This window comes from Patiriisocius sp. (genome assembly GCF_051252435.1).
GTDB lineage: Bacteria > Bacteroidota > Bacteroidia > Flavobacteriales > Flavobacteriaceae > Patiriisocius.
Genome location: NZ_JBPOFW010000009.1, coordinates 71,482 through 92,695, shown reverse-complemented (window position 1 = coordinate 92,695; position 21,214 = coordinate 71,482). Strand labels below are relative to the sequence as shown.

Here is a 21,214-nt window from a genome sequence, read left to right as displayed (position 1 = left end):
CAAGAATCAAGACCACTTGCTTCGCTCGCTGCAAGAAGCAAGACAAAAAAAGAAGTCTTGGTTCTTGTGTCCCTTAAGTCCTGAATCCTTTTATTCAATATATCCCATTTTTTTCATCCAATCGTCATTGTACATTTTTCCTACGTAACGACTTCCGTGGTCATGAAAAAGAACTACTATTACATCATCTTTAGTAAAATGTTCTTTGAGTTGGTGAACACCTTTCATAGCCGCACCTGCGCTATTTCCTAAAAACATCCCTTCTTCTTTGGACAATTTTTGCGTCCAAACAGCAGCATCTTTATCGGTTACTTTTGTAAATCCGTCAATGATATCAAAATCTACATTTTTTGGGAGGATGTCTTCTCCAATTCCTTCGGTCACATACGGGTAAATTTCTTTCTCGTCAAAAATTCCGGTTTCGTGATATTTTTTGAAAACGCTTCCGTAGGTATCAATCCCCCAAACTTTAACGTTGGGATTTTGTTCTTTTAAATATTTACCTACACCGCTGATAGTACCACCCGTTCCAACGCCTACAACAAAGTGCGTTACTTTGCCATCGGTTTGCTTCCAGATTTCTGGCCCGGTACTTTGATAATGTGCTTTTGTGTTGCTCGGATTGTCATATTGATTAACATACCAAGAATTAGGTGTTTCCTTAGCTAATCTCGCAGAGGTTGAGTAATATGAGCGAGGATCATCTGGAGCGACATCGGTTGGGCAAACGACTACTTCACTTCCCACAGCGCGAAGAATATCCATCTTCTCTTTGCTTTGTTTATCACTAATTACGCAAATCATTTTATAGCCTTTAACAATTGCCGCTAGTGCCAGACCCATTCCTGTATTTCCAGATGTACCTTCAATAATAGTACCTCCCGGTTGCAGTCTACCATCAGCTTCAGCATCTTCAATCATCATCAACGCCATACGGTCTTTTACCGAATTTCCAGGGTTAAATGTTTCATATTTTGCGAGGACAAGTCCAGGGATTTCTTCAGCAAGTTTGTTGATTTTAACAAGAGGCGTATTACCAATTGTGCCTAATATATTTTCTGCGTATTCCATAGTTTATTTTTGAAAGCGCAAAGGTACTATTTCTAAAAATAAGGATTTCAGAATAGATAAAATTATGCTTGAAAAACATTTCAGAAAATAATAATTATGATAAAAACCCATTAAAACCATAGGATTACATTTCACACATTTAACTTATAAAAATCTATTTTATCATTATTAGTAATTATATTGAGCCCCAATAAAAATAAACGTATTTAAACTTAATTTATGAAAACAAAATTCTTAACTCTTTGTTCATTATTCGTGGCATTTGCTACGATGACTGCACAAGAAACAGAACAAAAACCCACTTTTGTTGGTGAAGCAACACTCGTGAGTGTTACTCCCTCATTACAATCACGAATGAATGAACTTACTCCCGGCTTTGCAAAAGGAGAAGCTCAAGATGGACGCTCTAACCCTAAAAAACCCAAAAGAGAAGTAGTTCCAGGAAAAGGGGTACAACCAGATTATTTTTCACAGAATCAACATCCACTAACTGGAAAAATCCCTGGGAAGGCTGCAACAGCTGTATGGGATGCAGGTTACACAGGCTCAAACCCTACTGACCCAGCATTAGCTGTAGGTCCTGACCATGTATTTGTCGTTTGGAATACTGCATTCGCAATTTTTGATAAAGATGGTGGTGAACTTTTAGGAGATACAGATCCGTTTCCAGCTATTTTTCCATCTGATGGATGCTGTGATTTAACGGTTTCATATGATAATGCTGCTGATAGATGGGTCATCTCTTTCTTAGGAAATGGAGTACAAATGGCTATTTCTCAAACTGGAAATCCATTAACAACCGATTGGAACATTTACAACATTCCTACCGTTAACGATTATAACAAAGTTTCTGTTTGGAGCGACGGTTATTATTTGACAGACCAATCAAATGGAAACAGGTTATATGCAATGGATAGAGCAGCTATGCTAGCAGGTAACCCTACTGCTTCAATACAAGGATTTGTTTTACCAGGTATTGCTACATTTGGATTTGCAAGCCCACAGGCATTAAATGTAACAGATGGTAATATGCCAGCTGCAGGAAATGCTCCTATAGTCTTTTTTCAAGATGATGCATATGCCGGTGTAACAGTTGACCATATAAAATTTTGGAATGCTAATGTAGATTTTGCAAATCCAGGAAATTCGACAATCAGTACACCACAAGAAATCGAAGTGACACCCTTTACTTCTATTTTTGATGGAGGTAGTTTTGCAAATTTGACTCAACCTAACCCAGGCGGAGGAACATTAGATGCACTTCAAGGAATTATCATGAATCAAGCACAATTCAGAAAATTCCCAACTTACAATTCAGCTGTATTTAACCATGTTATCGACACAGACCCTACTGCAGGAAAAAGAGCAGCGGTAAGATGGTATGAATTCCGTCAAGCTGCAGACGGAGCGCCTTGGACATTGTATCAAGAAGGAACTTATGAAAGCCCAGATAACAAACATGCCTGGAATGCATCTTTAATGATGGATGGAGCTGGAAATATTGGAATGGGATACACAGGAATGAGTATCGCTGGTCAAGGAACAACAAATGTCAGTTCTTATTATACTGGTAGATTTGCTTCAGATCCGTTAAATACGATGACAATTTCAGAGGAACCTATTGTAATTGGTGATGGTGTAATTGTTGGTAGTAGATATGGGGATTATAGTAAAATTGATATCGACCCAACTGATGACGCAACGTTCTATTTCACAAATGAAATACACACTGTTGACACCCCTAATAACCAAAGAGCGGCAAATGTTGGTAGATTTAAAATCGCTCCAGATTTTGATAACGATATAGGAGTTGTAAATATTGACACACCCGAAGATGGTGCTTTAACTGCTACGGAAGATGTTACAGTTACTATCTTTAATTTTGGAATCAATGATGCAACTGGTTTTCCAGTAACATTCCAGGTTGATGGTGGCGCTACAATTACTGAAACTTTTGCTGGAACAATTGCCTCATCAACAAGTGCTCAATATACATTTACTGCAACAGCAGACTTAAGTACAGAGGGTCAAACTTATTCAATTACTGCTGCAACTGCACTAGTAGGAGATGAAGGCCCGAACAATGATTCATTTACAAAAGATGTAACCCACTTATTTTTAAATGATGTTGGTGTTACTGAACTAGTAAGTCCTGTTTCTGCATCTGGATTGTCAAATGCTGAAGAAGTTACAATTACAGTGACTAACTTTGGTAGCGCGACTCAAAGTAATTTCCCAGTAAATTATACATTGAACGGAGGAACTTCTATAATTGAAACCTTTACGGGATCACTTGCACAAGGTGAGTCTCAAGATTATACTTTTACAGCTACGGTAGATTTATCAGGATTAGGAGATTACACAATTGATGCATGTACTGGACTTCCAGGTGATTCAGTTCAACCAAACGATTGTTTAGGAGAGCAAACTGTATCTAACTTTTTATGTCAACCAGGTGCAGACTGTACTTTGGGGGATGGATTGAGATTAGTTAGTATAGCAGAAATCAACAATGCTACCGGTTGTGAAACCGATGGATATGGTGATTTCAGTACTCTTGTAGCAAATTTAGCGCAAGAAGGAACGTATGATATTACATTGACCACAGGATATGGTGATCAGTTCGTAAATGTTTGGGTTGATTTTAATGATGATTTTACATTTACTAATGACGAGTTAATCCTAAGTGGTTTTGAAATTGCTAACGGACAAGCTACCGGAACTTACACTGAAACGACACAAGTTACAATACCTGCTGGTGCACCTTTAGGCATGCACAGAATGCGTGTTAAAACTAACTGGAATGCTCCAGTTCCTGCAGATGCTTGTGAGGAAACAACATTTGGTGAAACGGAGGATTACACAGCAAACGTAACAGATGAACTAGGTATTAATGATGTATTTTATGATGCGCAACTTATAGTTACTAGTGCTGATAACGAGAATTTTAATCTTGAATTCAATACTACATCATATACTAATAATTTACCTGTAACTGTTTACAATACATTAGGTCAAAAATTAGCCTATTATGTGTTAGAAAATGAAGGGTCTGGATACAAAAAGACAATAGACATGTCATATGTAGCATCAGGTGTTTATTTCTTCCAAGTTGGAGATAGAGAATTAAACAAAACAGTGAGAGTAATTGTTAAGTAATAACACTCATTGAAATAGTAAAGAGTCCTAACTTTAAAGTTAGGACTCTTTTTTTTTATAATGTAATCTGATTATTGTTACTCTACGGAAATATATTACATTCAGATAATTGAAATCCTTTAAATTTTAAACTTACCTAGTCATACAGATGTTTAGAATTCAAATATGATAAACTGAATAAAATAAAGAGAGTTAAGTGGAGTCAATGAAATTAATATTTCCGAAGAAAACGAAAATTAACAGAAAGGTAATTGGTTTAAATTATTGCAGTAATTAGAATTAGATTTATCCGTAACTTTATTCTCAAATCATTTACTCAAACCTTATAGCCCTCACAGGACTAATCTTTGAAATAATATAACTGGGAATCAATAAAATCAAAAAGCAAAGTACAAATGTGCCCACATTGAGCGCCAAAATATAATCCCAAGCAAGGTAGACAGGTGCTTGGTCCACATAGTATGTATCAGGATTTAAAGGAAATAAATTAAAATTATGTTGCAACAAAAGTAACCCTATCCCAATCAAATTACCCCAAAACAAGCCCACACCCACCAAGTACATCGCGTTGTAGATAAAAATTTTGCGCACACTCCAATTATCACTCCCCAGCGCTTTTAAAACACCAATCATTTGAGTTCGCTCTAAAATCAAGACCAACAATGCCGTAATCATATTAAACCCTGCCACCACAATCATTAAAGTAATAATGAGCACAATGTTAAAATCAAACAAATCCAGCCATTCAAAAATGGAATAGAATTTCTCCCGTATTGTCTGGGTATCTAACGTACTTCCCACGCCATCGTAAACGGTATTCCCAATGCTTTGAACCTCATCAAAATCGTCCACAAACAATTCAAAAGCACCTATCTCGTCTTTCTCCCATTTGTTCAATCGCTGAATGTGTCTAATATCGGCCAACATAAATTGTGCATCAAATTCCTGAAACCCGCTGTTGTACAACCCGCTAATGGTAAAGGCCCTTGTGCGTGGTGGTTTTGAACTTTGCTCGTCAAAAAAATACGTCAATACTTTATCGCCTACGTTTAATTGCAACCTATTTGCCAAGAATTCTGAAAGCAAGATTTCGTTACTTTCATTCTCAGTGGTAAAATCTGGCAACGCACCTTCGGTCAAGAAATCTCCAAAATATTGCCAATTGTAATCTTCGCCCACCCCTTTGACGATGATGCCCTCAAAATCGGTTTCTGTTCTAATAACAGCTCCTTTGGTTGCGGTGGCTTGTATGTGTGTTACCCTATCGGAAATATTAAAATCGGGATAAAATTCCTGCGTTTTGGATACCGGAATTTGCGAATCATCAGAAAAATTAGTGTCGAAATTTGTAATAATTATATCTCCATTAAACGCCGAAACCTTTTCCCGAATCTTTTTTTGAAGTCCCACGCCCGTTGCAATCGAAATCAACATCATTACCATACCCAGCGCAATTGCCACGATAGCAATTTTTATTATTGGTGCCGAAATGCTACTTTTATAATCCTTAGAAGCAACAACGCGGCGGGCGATAAATAATTCGAAATTCACAAGTAACGTATGGGTTTAACAGTTCTCAAAAATATAGTATTTATAACGATTTTAGGATTGTTTTCGTGTGGAAATATGGGAGAGCGGGAAGCTGGGAGCGGGAAGCTAGAAGCAAAAAGTGGAGAATTGGACATTGCTTCAAAGAAGATAGAGGAAAGAGGAAAGAATAAAGAGATTATCGTTGGTGCGAATAGAACGAAGGAATATTATGGATTAATTGCAGGTAAGAAAATTGGTATAGTTGCAAATCAAACATCAATTATTATTGATACAATTGTACCTGCTATTGATCAGGGAAAAGTAATTGTTAGACCGATGCATTTAGTAGATTATCTTAATGCTTGGGAAATGGATATCAAAAAAGTATACGCGCCAGAGCACGGTTTTAGAGGAAAAGCTGATGCAGGAGAATTGTTGAAAGATGGAGTTGATGCTAAAACTGGTATTCCAATACTTTCAATTTATGGAAAAAGTAAAAAACCCTCTCCCGAACAACTCGAAGGTATCGATGTAATGGTATTTGATATTCAAGACGTGGGGGCGCGTTTTTACACCTATATTTCAACACTGCATTACGTTATGGAAGCCTGTGCCGAAGCTGGGATTCCAGTAATTGTACTCGACAGACCCAACCCAAACGGACATTACATTGACGGTCCCATTTTAGAAAAGGAGCATACCAGTTTTGTGGGCATGCATCCCATTCCCGTAGTCCACGGAATGACCATGGGAGAATATGCAAAAATGATTAATGGCGAAGGTTGGTTAAAAAACAAAATAAAATGCGACCTCACGGTTATTGAAATGGAAAACTATAACCATTCGATGCCGTATTCCTTACCCATAAAACCATCACCCAATTTACCCAATGATATTGCTATCAACCTCTACCCTAGCCTCTGCTTTTTTGAAGGTACCATCGTTAGCGCGGGAAGAGGAACGGATCAGCAATTTCAAATTTTTGGGGCACCGAGCCTGCCAGCAAAACTGTACGAGTATCAATTCACACCCCAAGCAAACGAAGGCTCAAAATACCCAAAATTCAAAGGAGAACTCTGTAATGGTAAAGATTTGACAAACCACCCAAAACTAAACAAAATAAACTTGGATTGGCTCATTGAAGCTTATGCTGCCAACGGCAAAAAAAAGGATTTCTTTATTCCATTTTTTACAACCTTAGCAGGAACAACTAGATTACAACAACAAATTGAACAAGGGCTAAATTCAGAAGAAATCAGAGAAACGTGGGAACAAGGTATAAAAGACTACGACGCAATGAGAAAACAGTATTTAATTTATGATTAATATTTTTTTATTGAGTGTTTCACTGAAACAAAACATATCGAGGTGGAACAAGATCATTTAATCTCATATAGACGAACATTTGCCCTCTGTGGTGTGTAATGTGGTCTGCGAGCAGTAGAAAAATTTGTCGTTTTGTTCTTTTCAAACCAAAATAATCAAGCTCGTCATCAAGTTGAGCTGCGTCAAAGTTTTCAATCAACTCGGTAGCTTCATCAAAAGTTTTATCAATGGTTGCTATCATTTCAGCTTTGCTTTTATTGGCTGTTTTATAAATAGTATCTGTTTTCCATTCTCTCGATGCTCTTCCTCCCAATAAAGACTGACTGTGCCAATCTATTGCAAAACCAATATGCATTAAATTTTCAGCAAAAGAAAGTGACTCTGGCGTTGCTTTAAATTCATAGTTTTCTTCCGGCATAGTTTCGGCAACGAGAAGTAAATACTTGCGAGAATTTTCAAATCGCTCTAAAAAATCTTTTATAAAACTGTCCTGCTGTGCAAAGAGAGGAGAAACAAACGAACCAAATAGCAGTATCGTTGTTATAAATAGTATTCGTTTCATAATATTTCTTTTGTTAATTATTTTTATTTCAATGTCTCCCGCCGTTAAATCGTTCTTTCGCACCTTTTGAATTCATCCCAACATCAACGGCTTTTCGCATTGCTTCCACAATATTAAAAGTCGCAGGGCAAATGGCGGTATTCTTTAAAGTAATCTCGCTAATTTTATGAAAATCCCTACGGTCTGTATGCGGGTATTCGGCACAGGCTTTTGGACGTACGTCATAAATGGAACACGTATTATCGTCTGCTAAAAAGGTGCACGGCGCAGATTTCAACACATGAAAATTATCTTCATCGACCTCAAGATAGATTTCAATAAAACGCTGTTCTTTAATGCGAAAATGTTTTGCAATGCGCTGAATATCTTTGGCAGTAAAAATCGGACTCGTCGTTTTACAACAGTTGGCGCACGTCAAACAATCGGTTTTTGCAAATTCCGCGTCATGCAATTCCACCATGATCGAGTCTAGATTTTTGGGCGGTTTTTTCTTCAGCTTTGCAAAATACTTTTTGTGCTCGTTATGTTTATCTTTGGCTTTTTTAGGGAGTTCCCGTAACGTTTCTTCCATGATACAAAAGTAAACGTTCAAAACGCAAACAAAGTTTCTTTTTTCTGAAATTTCAACAATGAAAGATATTCTGGGCACCGCACTATTAGATTATTTACACGGAAATTATACCGAAGACATCATCACCGAAACAAATATTTCAGAAGAAGATGAAATGCCGCTGCCGTACCTTTTCCGTAGTTTTGAAGAGATGCCACCTCTCGAACAACAAGCATTAATATTAGCAAAAGGAAAAACACTCGATGTGGGTTGTGGCGCAGGCGGCCATGCCTTGTATCTTCAAAATCGAGGACTGGATGTTTTGGCGATTGACATTTCGGAAGGTGCCATAAAAGTTTCAAAAGAAAGGGGTGTTAAAAACGTAAAACAAATTGAGTTGCTGCAACTCGAAAATCAAAAATTTGATACCATTTTACTGTTGATGAATGGCACAGGCATCTTTAGCAAATTGAGTAACGTTTCGGCATACCTACAACATTTAAAAACGTTGCTCAACGAAGGAGGTCAAATTTTGATGGATACCAGCGACATAAAATATATGTACGATGAAGGAGAAGATGGTTCAATTTGGGTGCCAAGCGATAGATATTATGGCGAGTTGACTTTCACAATACGTTATAAAAAAGAAAAAGGCGAACCCTTTAACTGGCTCTACCTTGACCCTACTTTATTTGAAACTGCCGCTACGAGCAACGGTTTTGATTTTGAAATTATTAGCCACGGAGCACATTTTGACTATCTCGCCAAGCTAACTATTGCGGGGAATAACCCTTTGCAATGAGCGCGTTCATTTTTTCATTGAACAAGTCACGGCTCCAGTATTCGCTTATTTGAGAGACATCGGTCGTTAACTCTGCACTTAACGCATTTAAATTTTGCCCTGCTTCACTATCATAAAAAGCTTTTACTTCTTTACGTTGGTCAGCGTTTAAACCTTCAGGATTCATACGCATTTGAACGCCTGCCGGAGTGCCAAAAAATTGGTTCATTTCCATAATTTGTTCTTGGTCAAAATGCTTTCTATATGCCGAGGCAAACATTCTAATTGCTTTGTCAACATCTTTTGATTTTGACGCCTGCAAAGCCTTCCATTCGCTATCGGGAATATTTGCACCTGCAAATTGCTGTTTGATGACAACAAACATATCGTCGAAGACACCTTCATATTGTTTTACGGTTCCATTGGTAGTTAAATAATTGATCACCTCCTGTTGAAAATCGTTTTTTTGTGCTGTTGCCGAAAAACAAATGGTTAAAAAAACCGTTAAAAATAAATAGCGTACGTTCATAATGAATTGAAAAAAGTTATGTTTGCTAAAATACAAATTTATACAATGAAAGGATTTAAAATTACATTCTCCATCCTCCTTTTTGTTTCAGTAATTTTTACTGCTTGCAAAAGTGATGATAATAACGATACCGTAGAAGACCCGAGAGCTGAAAACTTAAAGGCATTGGGTACCTCAGCACGAGACATTCTATCAGACGAGACCTACAAGAGTTTGACAGTTGAGTTGGCGTACACCAATAATCAAAAACCATCACAACAATCCATAAATGCTTTTAAAGCTTTTATTCTGGAAAGAGTAAATAAAAGTGGCGGTGTAAACTTTGTAGAAACTGTCGTTACAAATCAGCCTGGCGCTCCTTTTACAATTGCTGAAATACGTGATATTGAAACAAATATTAGAACACAATATACGGTTGGGGATAATATAGCACTTTTCGTTTATTTCGCCTCTGGGAGTTCTGATAATGATACAGACACTACGGTAACCTTAGGAACGGCCTATCAAAACACCAGTGTTGTAGTGTATCAAAACACACTTATCACAATTACCGCAGATGAAACAAACCCAGACATATTACCTCTTTTAGAATCAACTACACTGCACCATGAATTTGGGCATATTTTAGGGCTAGTTAATATACAGGAAGATGACATCCACCCTGCAGGAGTGCATGAAGATTTAGACCATCCAAAACATTGTGTAATCGAAGATTGTTTGATGTATTTTGAAGCTTCAAATTTAGGGAAATCACAAGTAGAACAAATGATTGAGCGACTCAAACAACGTGCAAACGTACCACAATTTGACACAGAACTTTGCCTTGCAGATTTACAGGCAAAAGGTGGTAGATAATATATATTTCTGAATAAAAATTGGCTCAAGTCTTAAAGATTTGAGCCATTTTCTTTTATTCGGAAATGTAACTAATCTCTCGAATACACTTTTTTACCATTAATAAAAGTAGCAACGGTTAACACCTTTGGAATGCTGTCTTCTGGAATTTCCATGATGTTTCGGTCAAGGACCGTAAAATCGGCTAACTTACCCGTTTCGATGCTTCCTTTTTCATCTTCTTCAAAATTAGCATATGCTGCCCAAATTGTCATCCCTTTTAATGCTTCTTCACGGCTCAACGCTTCCTCTTTTCTGAAACCATCCTCTGGATAGTTTTCTAAATCTTTTCTAGCAACCGCTGCATAAAATGTAAACATTGGGTTTACTTGCTCCACCGGGAAATCTGTTCCCAATGCCACAATCCCGGCATTTTCCAATAATGTTTTATATGCATACGCTCCTTTAATTCGCTCCGCTCCCACTCTATCTTCCGCCCAATACATGTCGCTAGTTGCGTGTGTAGGTTGAATGGATGGAATAATATTTTTTGAGAATTCTGTAAAATCCACCGGCGTCACAACTTGCGCATGCTCCACTCTCCATCGTGTATCGTTTTTACCTTCCAATGCTTTTTTATACGCTCGCAACACCGCCACGTTTGCCGAATCTCCAATGGCATGTGTATTCATTTGGTAGCCAGCCGCAGCTATAACCATTGCAAGTGAATCCAATCTTGCAGCGGGCGTTATCATTGCGCCAAAATGATTTTCCGCATCACTATAACTTTTACGCATAGCAGCACCTCGCGATCCCAACGCACCGTCTGCATATACTTTTACAGAGCGCACGTTGAGTCTATCGGTTTTTATGATTCCGTTGGGGAGAAAATGGTTTAAATTTTCGGGTGTGTTGGCAATCATTGCATAAATCCTCAAATTCATTTCGCCATTTTTTTGCAGAGCGTCAATAGCCTCAATGGCCTCGCGCGATAATCCTGCATCATCGAGCGTTGTTAATCCGTAGGACAAACAAACCTGCTCTGCTTCTTTTAGCGCAGTTTCGTAAAATTCTTTTGATTCCTGCGGAATGATATTCCATACAAGTTCCATTGGTGCATCAACGAGTACACCTGTAAGTTTTCCGTCTTTCAAGACAACCGTTCCTCCATCTACCTTAGTTTTATTTGTAATCCCTGCAAGTTCGATGGCTTTCGAATTTACCACCATCGCGTGTCCATCAATTCGTGTCAATGCCACGGGAATGTCTGGAAATAATGAGTCCAACATTTTTTTATTAGGAAATTCTTTTACTTCCCAGTCGTTTTGATCCCAACCTCTCCCTGTGATAAACGCGGCTTGTTTTTCTTTCTGAAATGTAACCACCCTTTCAACTACTTCTTCAAAACTTTTTGTCCCAACTAAATTGACTTGTTGCATCGTAACACCTAAATTGAGCAAATGTGCATGTGCGTCAATGAGACCGGGAACAATGGTTTTTCCTTCGGCATCAAAAATTTCGGTGAATTTATATTTGAGTTCAAGTTCTGGTTTGATACCTATTTCTAAAATCTTTCCGTCTTTGACAACAAAGGATTTCGCCATTTCAAAATTTTCATTTACGGTATAGATGTTAGCATTTTTGACCAACAAATCGGCTTCGATTTTATCGGGGGCACAATTTGAAAAAATGAAAATAGAAAGGAGCAAATAGAAATATTTCATAACACATGATTTTGGTTTAGGTAAAAATAAGGATTCTGCCGAAGCAAATTTCCGAAGAGCCCAAATAAAAAATGCTTCTTTCAGAAATTAAAATCCAAAAGAAGCATTCTGTAAAATATCAAATCAAATTACCAATCAAACTTATAAGTAGCTCCACCCAAAACTTGAATGCCCTGCACGGGATAATTATACCATTTTTCGTAATTACCACCTATTAAATTACTTCCTTTCATAAAGATAGAAAGGCGCTCACTAAGGCGATATCCTAAGTGAACATTGGCGTCAACATAACCATCGAGCGTCACCACTCCGCTATCTAAAACAATGTTATTTATTAAAAGATTGTCATCTTGGTCCTTGCGCTCTCCCACATAAAATAAGGATGCGCCTCCGTAAAATTCTTCTGTAATATTGAAGGTACTAAAAACCGTTGCTTGCAATGACGGTAGATTCCACGCTTCGAGTTGGGTGTCTGTACTGTAACTATTAAAAGTTCCATTCACTCCTATATTGAAATTGGTAGAAATTTCGGCCTTTAACTCTCCGAAGATTCCCAAGGTATTTATGTCGTCGTAAACAACACCGAATGAGTTTCCATATTTATAACCTTCTGTATCCAATGGTGCTGTTGTATATGGATTTGCTTTGAATAAGCTCCTGTCGTTTTCACTAGCATATGAAGCCCGCAAGTTATAGGCAATCGCACTTGACAATTTACCTTTTAGTCCTAAAAATGCCTCGTAGGTTTTACTTGTGGGCGCGATATCTAATGTTGGCGAAATAAAAGGATTTACTTCTTTAAAATCATACAATGTATTTTGGGTCAAACCTCCCTCAATGCCTGTATATGCTATCACTAACTCATCGACCACACGATAAGATGCCGCTACATTTGGATACACAAAAAAATCGGTTTCGCTATTTTCGCCGTCCATTCCAACGTACGCTTTTGCCCCTAATGATAGGGATAAATCGTCTGTAATAATATCAATCGACGGGAGAATTCCTGCGTTAAATTGGCTATACTTTTTAGTTCCGGGAGTAAATAAATCTTCAAAAAAACTTCCGCTTAAATAATCTAAATCTAACCCTATTTTAAATTTATTATCTACTATTGGAAATGCAAACTCAGGCATGGCGGTAAAGTTAATTTCCGAAGAATTATAACTATCACCCAAATATCTAAGTTTTGCAGTGGCCTTGTCAAAAAAGGAATTTTCAATATCAATGGTTCCTCCCAAGTAGGCACTAAAATAATTTTGAGCAAAGTCTGTATCATCAAAAAATGCGTCAGGTTGCAGATTAAATGCATCGTTAGTTCCATACCAATTGTAGGATTGGTGCTCCACGCCCACGTCCAATCCATACGAGGCATCTCGCTGACGACTGCTGTAACTCAAATCTAATTGCGTATCAAAAAAACTAGCGGGTGCTCTCACTTCATCAATATCGCCTTGAGCGCTGTTATGTTTGAAAAATACGCCCACATTATCGGTACGGCTCAATTGGAAATTACTGTACAATTCGCCTAAAACAGTCGTGTAATTCCCGAAACCTAAAGTAGCATAATTATCAAATAATTTAATCTTTTTAGCTTTCTCTACAGTTTGTGCTTTTCCTTTTGAAGGTGTAAATGTGGACGCCACAGGCACAGAGAAAATGCTATATTCCACCTGCTTTTTTTGGTCGCTCACAGAGTCATTCAATATAGGTGTTTCCTTCACTTTAAAAGCATCACTAATTGTTGGTGTGTAAGGCTTTACAATGTTTACAACCTCAGTCCCTAGGGGGTCATCGTCATCCTGAGCAACTGCTTGAAATGTGCAAACAAAAGCAAGAAACAACAACAACGAATATTGATTTTTCAAGCTTTTAAATATTGAATGTATATTGAAATTTGTATGTGTCATACAATAAGATTATTTAGGTGTAGGTTTTTTTGTTTTTCTTCGGAAATGTGCCAGATGCAACTAATTGAATCTAATTTTTATTGGGTGCTTCGACCGATGAATTTGTTTTAGCTTCGGCTGTTTTGATGGTGTTCAATTCTTTTTGAGCTTCGGCAACTACTTCGGGGAATTCAGCAAAATTTGTAATCACACTGTCTAAAATATACGTGGCTTGATACGCATCGCCCAATCCATAAAAGTTTTTCGCCATGATTACAAGTCCCTTTGCGCCAAACAATTTATACCCCGAATAATCCTTTGCTAGCTTTTGAACTGTCTGATTTGAAGCTTCAAAATTTCCATCTTTATTTTTGAAGTAAGCATCGTAGTACAGTGCCTCTGCAGCTAATTGACCAGTCGCAATTTTTGCGACCTCAGCATAGGCAGTTTTTGCTTTTACCTCATTGCCCGTTTTGATTGCCGAACGTGCGATGATAATTTGAGCATCACTTTTAATACTGTTATCTATCTTACTATTTTGTAATACTTTTTCTGCATAACCCACAGCATGCGCGTAGTTCTTTAATTCGTAGCTCGCTTTCATACTATTGGTTTGCGCGAAGATGATATTCTGTGGGAAATCTGCTTCGGTCTCTAAACGGGTTAAATACGTTAACGCATTTTGATAATCCTTTTGCGCGAGGTAAACTTCTGAAATTCTTGCTAATGCCTGCTCGGTAAATTCATTTCGCTCTTTGTCCAGCACAAATTTAAAATGTGGAATTGCTTTCACGCCTGCCTCATTTCCGAAGTACATCTGTCCCAAATAAAAATGTGCTTGCACTGCATGTTGACCGTTGGGAAATTGCTTTAAATAATCTTCAAATCGTTTTGTTGCCTGAGTAACATTGTTCTGTAAATAAGGTTGCTCGGCAGCTTGATAGGTAGCGTCATCGAGTTCCGCATCTTCAATGTCAACGAAGTCCAAAGTTTTCACCCAAGTGGCATAATCGTTTACCCTACCTTGATCAATAAAAATTATTTTTGCACTTCCCACCGCCTGTAAAGCCTCGGGAGTTGAAGGATAATCGCTCGCCACCATTTTGAATAATGACAATGCCTCGTTGCTCTTGCCTTCATTGTCGAGAATAAGTGCCTCTTTCAATAATGCTTTTGAAACGAAACTACTTTTGGGTTGCTCTTTTACCAATTTGCGATAGGTACGTGTGGCATCTGCGCTGCGATTTTGAGCTAAATAAGTGTTTGCCAATTCGTAAAGAGCATCATCTTTATATATTGATTTTGGATACGCATTTCCATAGCTCTCCAGTTCTTTGATTTTTGTATCTGTCCTGTCCACAAATCCATAACATATTGCTTTCTGAAATGCCGCGTAATCATTATCACTGCTGCTCAACTCAATGGATTTATTATAATTTTCCATAGCTGGCCAATATTTACTGGTTACAAAATAGCTATCCCCCAAACGCAAAAATGCATCTTTTTTTCGCGTCGCGTCGGCAGATGAGGATGTTGTAAATTTTGTAAAATTTTCAATGGCGGTTTCATAGTCTTTCAACTTAAAATAGTTGTAGCCTATGTTATAATTGCTGTTTGCATATTCGAGTGTTCCCTTTGCTCCCGGGAGTTGCATAAATTGTTTGTAGCCCAAGCCAGCTTCTTCGAAGTTAGACAATTGAAAATCGCTCTCGGCATTCCAATAGGTTGCTCGCGCTGTAAAATTAGGGTCACGAGGTTCTTTTAAAGATTTTGCAAAAAATGATTTTGCTTCTTGGTAATTACCTTCGTTATACACTTCAATTCCACGATAGAATGTTACTTTTTGATATGCCAACTTATTTTCAAACGAACTATTATTCTCTAATAATTCAATAGCTTCTTTATAATTGCGCGAGGTGATGTAAGAGTCAATCAACAAATCATTGAGTGCAGCGTTGTTTTTGTTGTCGGGATATTTTTTTATGAATGACAATATAACTTGCGGTACGCTTTGGTAACTGTTCCCTATTTCATAACTTATTTTCGCATAATTGAGCCAAGCGTCTTCTTGAATTTCACTACTGAAATCCATTTCGGAAGCATTTTTAAATGCATTTAATGCTTGTTGCTTTTGGTCTAATTTCAGATAAGATTCAGCCAAATGATAATACGCATTTTGTGAGACCGCGTTTTTTCCATCTATAATTTTATTGAATTCTCCCACGGCTTCTGCATATTTTCCTTGCTTGTAATATGCATAGCCCAATTGGTAATAATCTGTATTATTCCAACGCCCTTTTTGACCTTTATAATCCTTTAAATAAGGGATTGCCTCTGCGTATTGACCTAAGTTGAAATAACTTTCTCCTATAATTTTTGACAATTCGCTTTTCTCTTTTGGGCTAGAACGGTCAAATTGAGCCGAGCCTAATTCTATCGCTTTCTCAAATTTGCCTAACTTGAAATTCATGTCGGCTTGATAATAGGACATGTCTTTGCTGTAACGTTCTTCGTCCTTTACCTCTTCAAAAAGTTCATTTGCTTCTTCATAATCGTCTCCTTCATAAGCAATGTATCCCAAGTAATATTTAGCTTGCGAACCATATTTTTGAGATGTGCTTACCAAATTAAAATATTTTTTTGCCTGCGTAAATTTGTTCGATTTAAAATATGCGTAGCCATTATTAAAATTGTAACGGTCACGCTCGCTTCCACTCAATCCCGAAGCATCTACTTTGTCATACCATTTACGTGCGTAAGAATATTTACCGTTCTCAAAGTAATAATTTGCTACGTCTATGTAGGCAGAATTTCGTTTTACGCTCGTGGGGTAATTTGACACAAACGAGGTCATCAATTGGTCAGCATCTTGCTGATTAAGGCGTACCGCACAATTGGCAATATAATATGCACAATCACTTTCAACACTCTCACTATCGGTTGTTTGTTTTACCTTCTCAAATTGGCTCTGGGCCGCAAGAAATTGGTCATTATTATACAGTTCAATGGCTTGGTTAAATTCAACCAATTCGTTTGTGAACGAAGCTGTTTGTTGGGAAAATGAAGTTGTGGAAAGTACTAAAAATAGACTTAAGGCAATGAGGTTTTTCAACATTAGTTTGGGTTTAAATGCTAGGTTAAAGATATAAGTTTCGCACTGTGTGTTTTAAGAAATATCTTTTGAAGTATCCACAGGTTATGAACGATATTATAATGTGGGAAAACTTCAGGTTGTTACTCTTGTTAACGGCAAAGTTTGTAGATAATTATATGATATTATAGAAAGAATATTGATTTAATATAATTTTAACGAGAAGTGCGAGGCTGTTGCAATTCTAAAATTTATCCTACCTTTAAACGATAATCTTTAGATCTATTTAAAATGAATTATTCTCTAATCGCTGTCTTTGTTTTCAGCATAACTTCCTGCATAGCGCAAACCAATGCAACCTCTTTAAACGTCATCCACCAAAAAGATGGAATGGTGGGAATTGGCACACAAAATCCCGATGAAAAATTAACCGTAAAGGGTAAAATCCATACCCAAGAAGTATTGGTCGACCTCGATGGTGCTGTAGCTCCAGACTATGTTTTCGATATGTATTTCGATGGGCAATCTACTTTAAAAAAAGACTACAAAATGATGAGCTTGACTTCTTTGGAAACTTACTTATCTCAAAACCATCACTTACCAAATGTTCCCAGCGCTGCAACTATTGAGGAAGAAGGTTTATCTCTGAAAGAAATGAATCTCACATTACTAGAAAAAGTAGAAGAATTGACACTCTACACCATTGAACAGCAAAAAGAAATTGAAGCACTAAAAAAAACAGTGCAATCATTGATTGAAAAGAAGTAATGAAATATTTTACAATACTATTTGTGTTTTTTATTTTCTTCGTAAATGTAACTGCACATTCACAGGAAGCAGAAGAACATTTTTATTTTCACGTCAATATTGCTGATGCTGATTTATTTAAAATCAAAAAGAAAAATGATGGCACTTTTGAAATAATAAATAGAAAGGATAGAAAAGAGACAGCGATATATGAGGCTTATAACGTATTTCAGTTTAAAAAAGCTTTTCCATATACAGACCGAGAGCTTTTAAAAACGGTCTATATTATTGAAACAGATGATGTAGCCTTGGTAAGTAATTTGAAGAACAAATTTGCAAAGAAATACACTCGTATAGACCAATTTTACCCGGCGAAAGACCCATTTTACCCCAATGATTATGGTACAACAAGCCAAGTTGAAAACAAAGGAAACAAACACCCATCGTATGACTTAGACCAAATCCAAGCAGCTGATGCGTGGAGTATTACAACGGGTAATAAAAAAGTAGTTATTGGTATAAGCGATTCAAAAATAGACTCTTTAGATCCAGATTTAAAGGGGCGCGTAAGTAAATATTTAGTCTATAGCAATGCGACAAAAGGCATTACATGTAGCCACGGTACAAACATAGCTGCGACAGCAATAGGACGTATGGATAATGCATATGGAAGACCCGGGATTTGTTCAGGCTGTGATGTAATAGCGAACAATTATGGAAGTTTTGAAAAAATAGAAGAATTAGTTGCCGCAGGTGCAAAAGTGATCAATGCAAGTTGGGCCACCTGCAGTTTGGGTGGTAAATATATGGAGAATATTAATGAGCGTATTAATGAATATTATGATGATGGAATAATCATTGTAGCAGGCGCAGGCAATGGAACAGATTGTAATAGAGACGGAATTAAAATAGGTGATTCATTATATCCTGCATCATTTAACAGGGTCATTTCTGTTACCGGTACTTACCTTGGAAACACTTTTGAAACCGACGAAGTTTTTCCCGACAAAGAAGGGAATCTCATGACAAAAAGCTTAAAAAACAGACGGAACGGTTATTTCTATGTCGAAGAAGACGGTACACTTAGGCCTCATGAACCCGAAAAGGGAATGCAAGTTAACAAGGCAATAGACCTAACATCTCCAGCCATTGGCTACCTATTGGGTAACGATATTTGTGGTGAAGAAGCTGTTTACGGAGGAGCAAGTTCAAATGCAGCACCCTATATAACTGGTACAATTGGACTTATGTGGTCTGTTAACTATTGCTTGTCTTCCTATGAAATTGAGACCATTTTAAAACAAACCAGTGAGCCTACAGAACATTTAAATGGAAATCAAATTTTTGTGGGCATGATGGGTGCCGGAGGATTAAACACATATAGGGCTGTTAAAATGGCAAAAGAGCTCAAGAATCCCTTCGGAAATGTGACTTTTGAAAATAGAGATTTCTACCGGTTTGAATTTACGATACGTAGTGCACCAAATATGATTACAATCCAAAATCAAACGTTTAGGGAAGATGCAACAGTTGATTTTAAAGCTAAAAAATCAATCGTTTTAAAATCTGGTACACGCATTGCTCCAAATAAAAATGGCTTTGCAAAAATAGCTATCGACCCAACAATTGAAATTAAAGAATGTGAACCTTCTCCACCAAAAAAATATGGCAGTTACAAAGAAATGGCAAAAACTGAATAGCAAATTTAAAATCCACGCTTCCTATCCATCAATCTGAATTATACATTTATATTTGTTTCAAAAATAATTGCACATGTCTCAAGCTGTTCTAGAATTTAAAAATGCATCCATATTTCAAAGAGAAAACCTCATTCTTGATGATGTTACCATCAAAGTAGAAAAAGGAGAATTTGTCTATTTGATTGGTAAAACCGGTTCTGGAAAGAGTAGTTTTATGAAAACACTCTATGGCGATTTACCATTGCAAAAAGGCGAAGGACATATTGTAGGCCATGACCTTGCCACTCTCAAAGAAAATGATATTCCAATGTTACGCCGTAAACTGGGTGTTGTTTTTCAAGATTTTAAACTCCTTAATGACCGCACAGTAAAAGATAATTTACTTTTTGTATTAACAGCAACTGGCTGGAAAGACAAAAAAGCGATGGACGACAAAATTGATGAAGTTCTTGATAAAGTGGGAATGAAGACCAAAAATTTTAAATTCCCATATCAACTTTCTGGTGGAGAACAGCAACGAGTAGCTATCGCAAGAGCACTCCTCAATGACCCTGAATTAATATTGGCCGACGAACCTACAGGAAACTTAGACCCACAAACGAGTGTTGAAGTAATGCAAGTATTACAGGAAATTAATAGCAATGGCAATACTATTTTAATGGCAACCCACGATTATGCACTGCTATTGAAATACCCTTCAAAAACCTTGAAATGTGATGACAATCAAATTTTTGAGGTAGTGCAGAAAACTGTTTAGGTTGAAAAGTCAGTTTTGGATTACTAAATGAATCATCGTATTTAAATAATTTCAGCCAAATATCGATTAATCAACTTACTACATTTCTCTGCGCCCTCATTGGTTAAATGGTCTGCGTCTCTTAAGTCCTCTTTTTTAAATGCTGGATTTTGGGTTAAATCTAAATGAAAAACATTTTTATTTTCAGCAACTAAACTTCCAAGCGTACTTTCAATTTTTGCCCATTTTTCTTGGCTGAGCAAATTGTAATATGTGGAGTACACTGGCATTTCTAATAGAATAACGTTAATGTTTTTTTCTTTACAAAGAGTAATCATCCGTTGTAATCTTGCTGTATTATTTTCAAAATCCAACAATCCATCTTCATGTTTGTTTGCGATAAAAGATGAAATAGCTTCTTTGTCCTTTACGATATCTCGCTCACCTTGTATTCCGAAGCCATTTTTATAACAATTTACAATCGTTTCATTCTCATGGTAGTTATTAATTAATTGAAATGATTTATTCAATCTTCGTGCTAACGCTAGACTATATTTTTGTGGAGCGAACGGTGAAACAATAGGAACGTCCAAATCCATTTGCACCTCATAAAAATACTTTCGCCAGCTATCTTCTTTTGAATTGTCCATCGAGGACAAACTAAAATAACTCACATTTAAAATGACTGTTTTTAAATTGGGCATAGAATAAATGTGCTTTTCCAACAACAACTCGTCAAAATAAAGCGTCTGGCTTATGTTTGCCAAGTTGAAGGTTTCTGAAGTAAAATACACTGGATTCAAACCGTAAAAAGTATGCGAGTCTCCTAAAATGAGTATTTCAATCGCATCATAATTTTCAATGAGCTGCGCTGTTTTATAAGTATAATTCGTTTCAGTAGTGCGATAAAAAAATTCAAGTGCTCCCCACCCCACAACCAACGGCAGTAAAAAAATGAGTAGTTTTTTATAGAGATTCTTCATTG

The 21,214-nt window shown here is 37.0% G+C and carries 16 protein-coding genes; 7 read left to right on the top strand and 9 right to left on the bottom strand.

From position 1 onward, the window contains the following. Positions 1-90: 90 nt before the first annotated feature. Entirely contained in the window at positions 91-1,071 is a 981-nt protein-coding gene (locus ACSHW7_RS15125) for a PLP-dependent cysteine synthase family protein (protein ID WP_435680206.1), read from the bottom strand. 219 nt (positions 1,072-1,290) lie between these two features. Between ACSHW7_RS15125 and ACSHW7_RS15120 the strand changes: the two genes are divergently transcribed. Next, on the top strand, positions 1,291-4,230 hold the full coding sequence (locus ACSHW7_RS15120; protein ID WP_435680205.1) for a GEVED domain-containing protein: 2,940 nt from the start codon (positions 1,291-1,293) through the stop codon (positions 4,228-4,230). A gap of 312 nt (positions 4,231-4,542) precedes the next feature. On the opposite strand, the gene ACSHW7_RS15115 is transcribed toward ACSHW7_RS15120, so the two are convergent. Further along, the gene (locus ACSHW7_RS15115) at positions 4,543-5,781 is read right to left on the bottom strand and encodes an ABC transporter permease (protein ID WP_435680204.1); all 1,239 of its coding nucleotides are present in this window, start codon (positions 5,779-5,781) and stop codon (positions 4,543-4,545) included. A gap of 9 nt (positions 5,782-5,790) precedes the next feature. Between ACSHW7_RS15115 and ACSHW7_RS15110 the strand changes: the two genes are divergently transcribed. After that, positions 5,791-7,086: an exo-beta-N-acetylmuramidase NamZ family protein gene (locus ACSHW7_RS15110; protein ID WP_435680203.1), complete on the top strand. Its 1,296-nt coding sequence runs from the start codon at positions 5,791-5,793 to the stop codon at positions 7,084-7,086. 19 nt (positions 7,087-7,105) lie between these two features. Here the strand turns inward: ACSHW7_RS15110 and ACSHW7_RS15105 are convergent, their stop codons facing one another. Both ACSHW7_RS15105 and ACSHW7_RS15100 read right to left on the bottom strand, forming a co-directional pair. Beyond that, on the bottom strand, positions 7,106-7,648 hold the full coding sequence (locus ACSHW7_RS15105; RefSeq protein ID WP_435680202.1) for a DinB family protein: 543 nt from the start codon (positions 7,646-7,648) through the stop codon (positions 7,106-7,108). 28 nt (positions 7,649-7,676) lie between these two features. Then, positions 7,677-8,219: a YkgJ family cysteine cluster protein gene (locus ACSHW7_RS15100; RefSeq protein ID WP_435680201.1), complete on the bottom strand. Its 543-nt coding sequence runs from the start codon at positions 8,217-8,219 to the stop codon at positions 7,677-7,679. Positions 8,220-8,277: 58 nt separating this feature from the next. Here ACSHW7_RS15100 and ACSHW7_RS15095 point away from each other — a divergent pair, with 58 nt between their 5' ends. Beyond that, positions 8,278-9,000 (top strand): class I SAM-dependent methyltransferase, encoded by a 723-nt coding sequence (locus ACSHW7_RS15095; RefSeq protein ID WP_435680200.1) that lies wholly within the window; start codon positions 8,278-8,280, stop codon positions 8,998-9,000. Here ACSHW7_RS15095 and ACSHW7_RS15090 read toward each other — a convergent pair. Next, positions 8,972-9,508 (bottom strand): DUF2059 domain-containing protein, encoded by a 537-nt coding sequence (locus ACSHW7_RS15090; protein ID WP_435680199.1) that lies wholly within the window; start codon positions 9,506-9,508, stop codon positions 8,972-8,974. The genes ACSHW7_RS15095 and ACSHW7_RS15090 overlap by 29 nt on opposite strands. A gap of 45 nt (positions 9,509-9,553) precedes the next feature. Here ACSHW7_RS15090 and ACSHW7_RS15085 point away from each other — a divergent pair, with 45 nt between their 5' ends. Next, positions 9,554-10,363 (top strand): hypothetical protein, encoded by an 810-nt coding sequence (locus tag ACSHW7_RS15085; protein ID WP_435680198.1) that lies wholly within the window; start codon positions 9,554-9,556, stop codon positions 10,361-10,363. A gap of 71 nt (positions 10,364-10,434) precedes the next feature. Here ACSHW7_RS15085 and ACSHW7_RS15080 read toward each other — a convergent pair whose 3' ends face one another. From ACSHW7_RS15080 to ACSHW7_RS15070, 3 genes are all read right to left on the bottom strand, one after another. After that, entirely contained in the window at positions 10,435-12,066 is a 1,632-nt protein-coding gene (locus tag ACSHW7_RS15080) for an amidohydrolase (protein WP_435680197.1), read from the bottom strand. Positions 12,067-12,194: 128 nt separating this feature from the next. After that, on the bottom strand, positions 12,195-13,934 hold the full coding sequence (locus ACSHW7_RS15075; protein ID WP_435680196.1) for a TonB-dependent receptor: 1,740 nt from the start codon (positions 13,932-13,934) through the stop codon (positions 12,195-12,197). Positions 13,935-14,046: 112 nt separating this feature from the next. After that, positions 14,047-17,070: a tetratricopeptide repeat protein gene (locus ACSHW7_RS15070; protein WP_435680195.1), complete on the bottom strand. Its 3,024-nt coding sequence runs from the start codon at positions 17,068-17,070 to the stop codon at positions 14,047-14,049. Between the two features lie 267 nt (positions 17,071-17,337). Between ACSHW7_RS15070 and ACSHW7_RS15065 the strand changes: the two genes are divergently transcribed. From ACSHW7_RS15065 to ACSHW7_RS15055, 3 genes are all read left to right on the top strand, one after another. Further along, positions 17,338-17,814 carry a hypothetical protein gene (locus tag ACSHW7_RS15065; RefSeq protein ID WP_435680194.1) on the top strand — a complete coding sequence of 159 codons (477 nt, stop codon included), beginning with the start codon at positions 17,338-17,340 and terminating at the stop codon, positions 17,812-17,814. Beyond that, positions 17,814-19,493 (top strand): S8 family peptidase, encoded by a 1,680-nt coding sequence (locus tag ACSHW7_RS15060; protein WP_435680193.1) that lies wholly within the window; start codon positions 17,814-17,816, stop codon positions 19,491-19,493. Before ACSHW7_RS15065 ends, ACSHW7_RS15060 begins: the two co-directional genes overlap by 1 nt. Positions 19,494-19,566: 73 nt before the next feature. Next, complete coding sequence (locus ACSHW7_RS15055) at positions 19,567-20,250, top strand: cell division ATP-binding protein FtsE (protein ID WP_435680192.1); 684 nt, start codon at positions 19,567-19,569, stop codon at positions 20,248-20,250. A gap of 41 nt (positions 20,251-20,291) precedes the next feature. Here the strand turns inward: ACSHW7_RS15055 and ACSHW7_RS15050 are convergent, their stop codons facing one another. Then, on the bottom strand, positions 20,292-21,212 hold the full coding sequence (locus ACSHW7_RS15050) for a hypothetical protein (protein ID WP_435680191.1): 921 nt from the start codon (positions 21,210-21,212) through the stop codon (positions 20,292-20,294). Positions 21,213-21,214 lie beyond the last annotated feature (2 nt).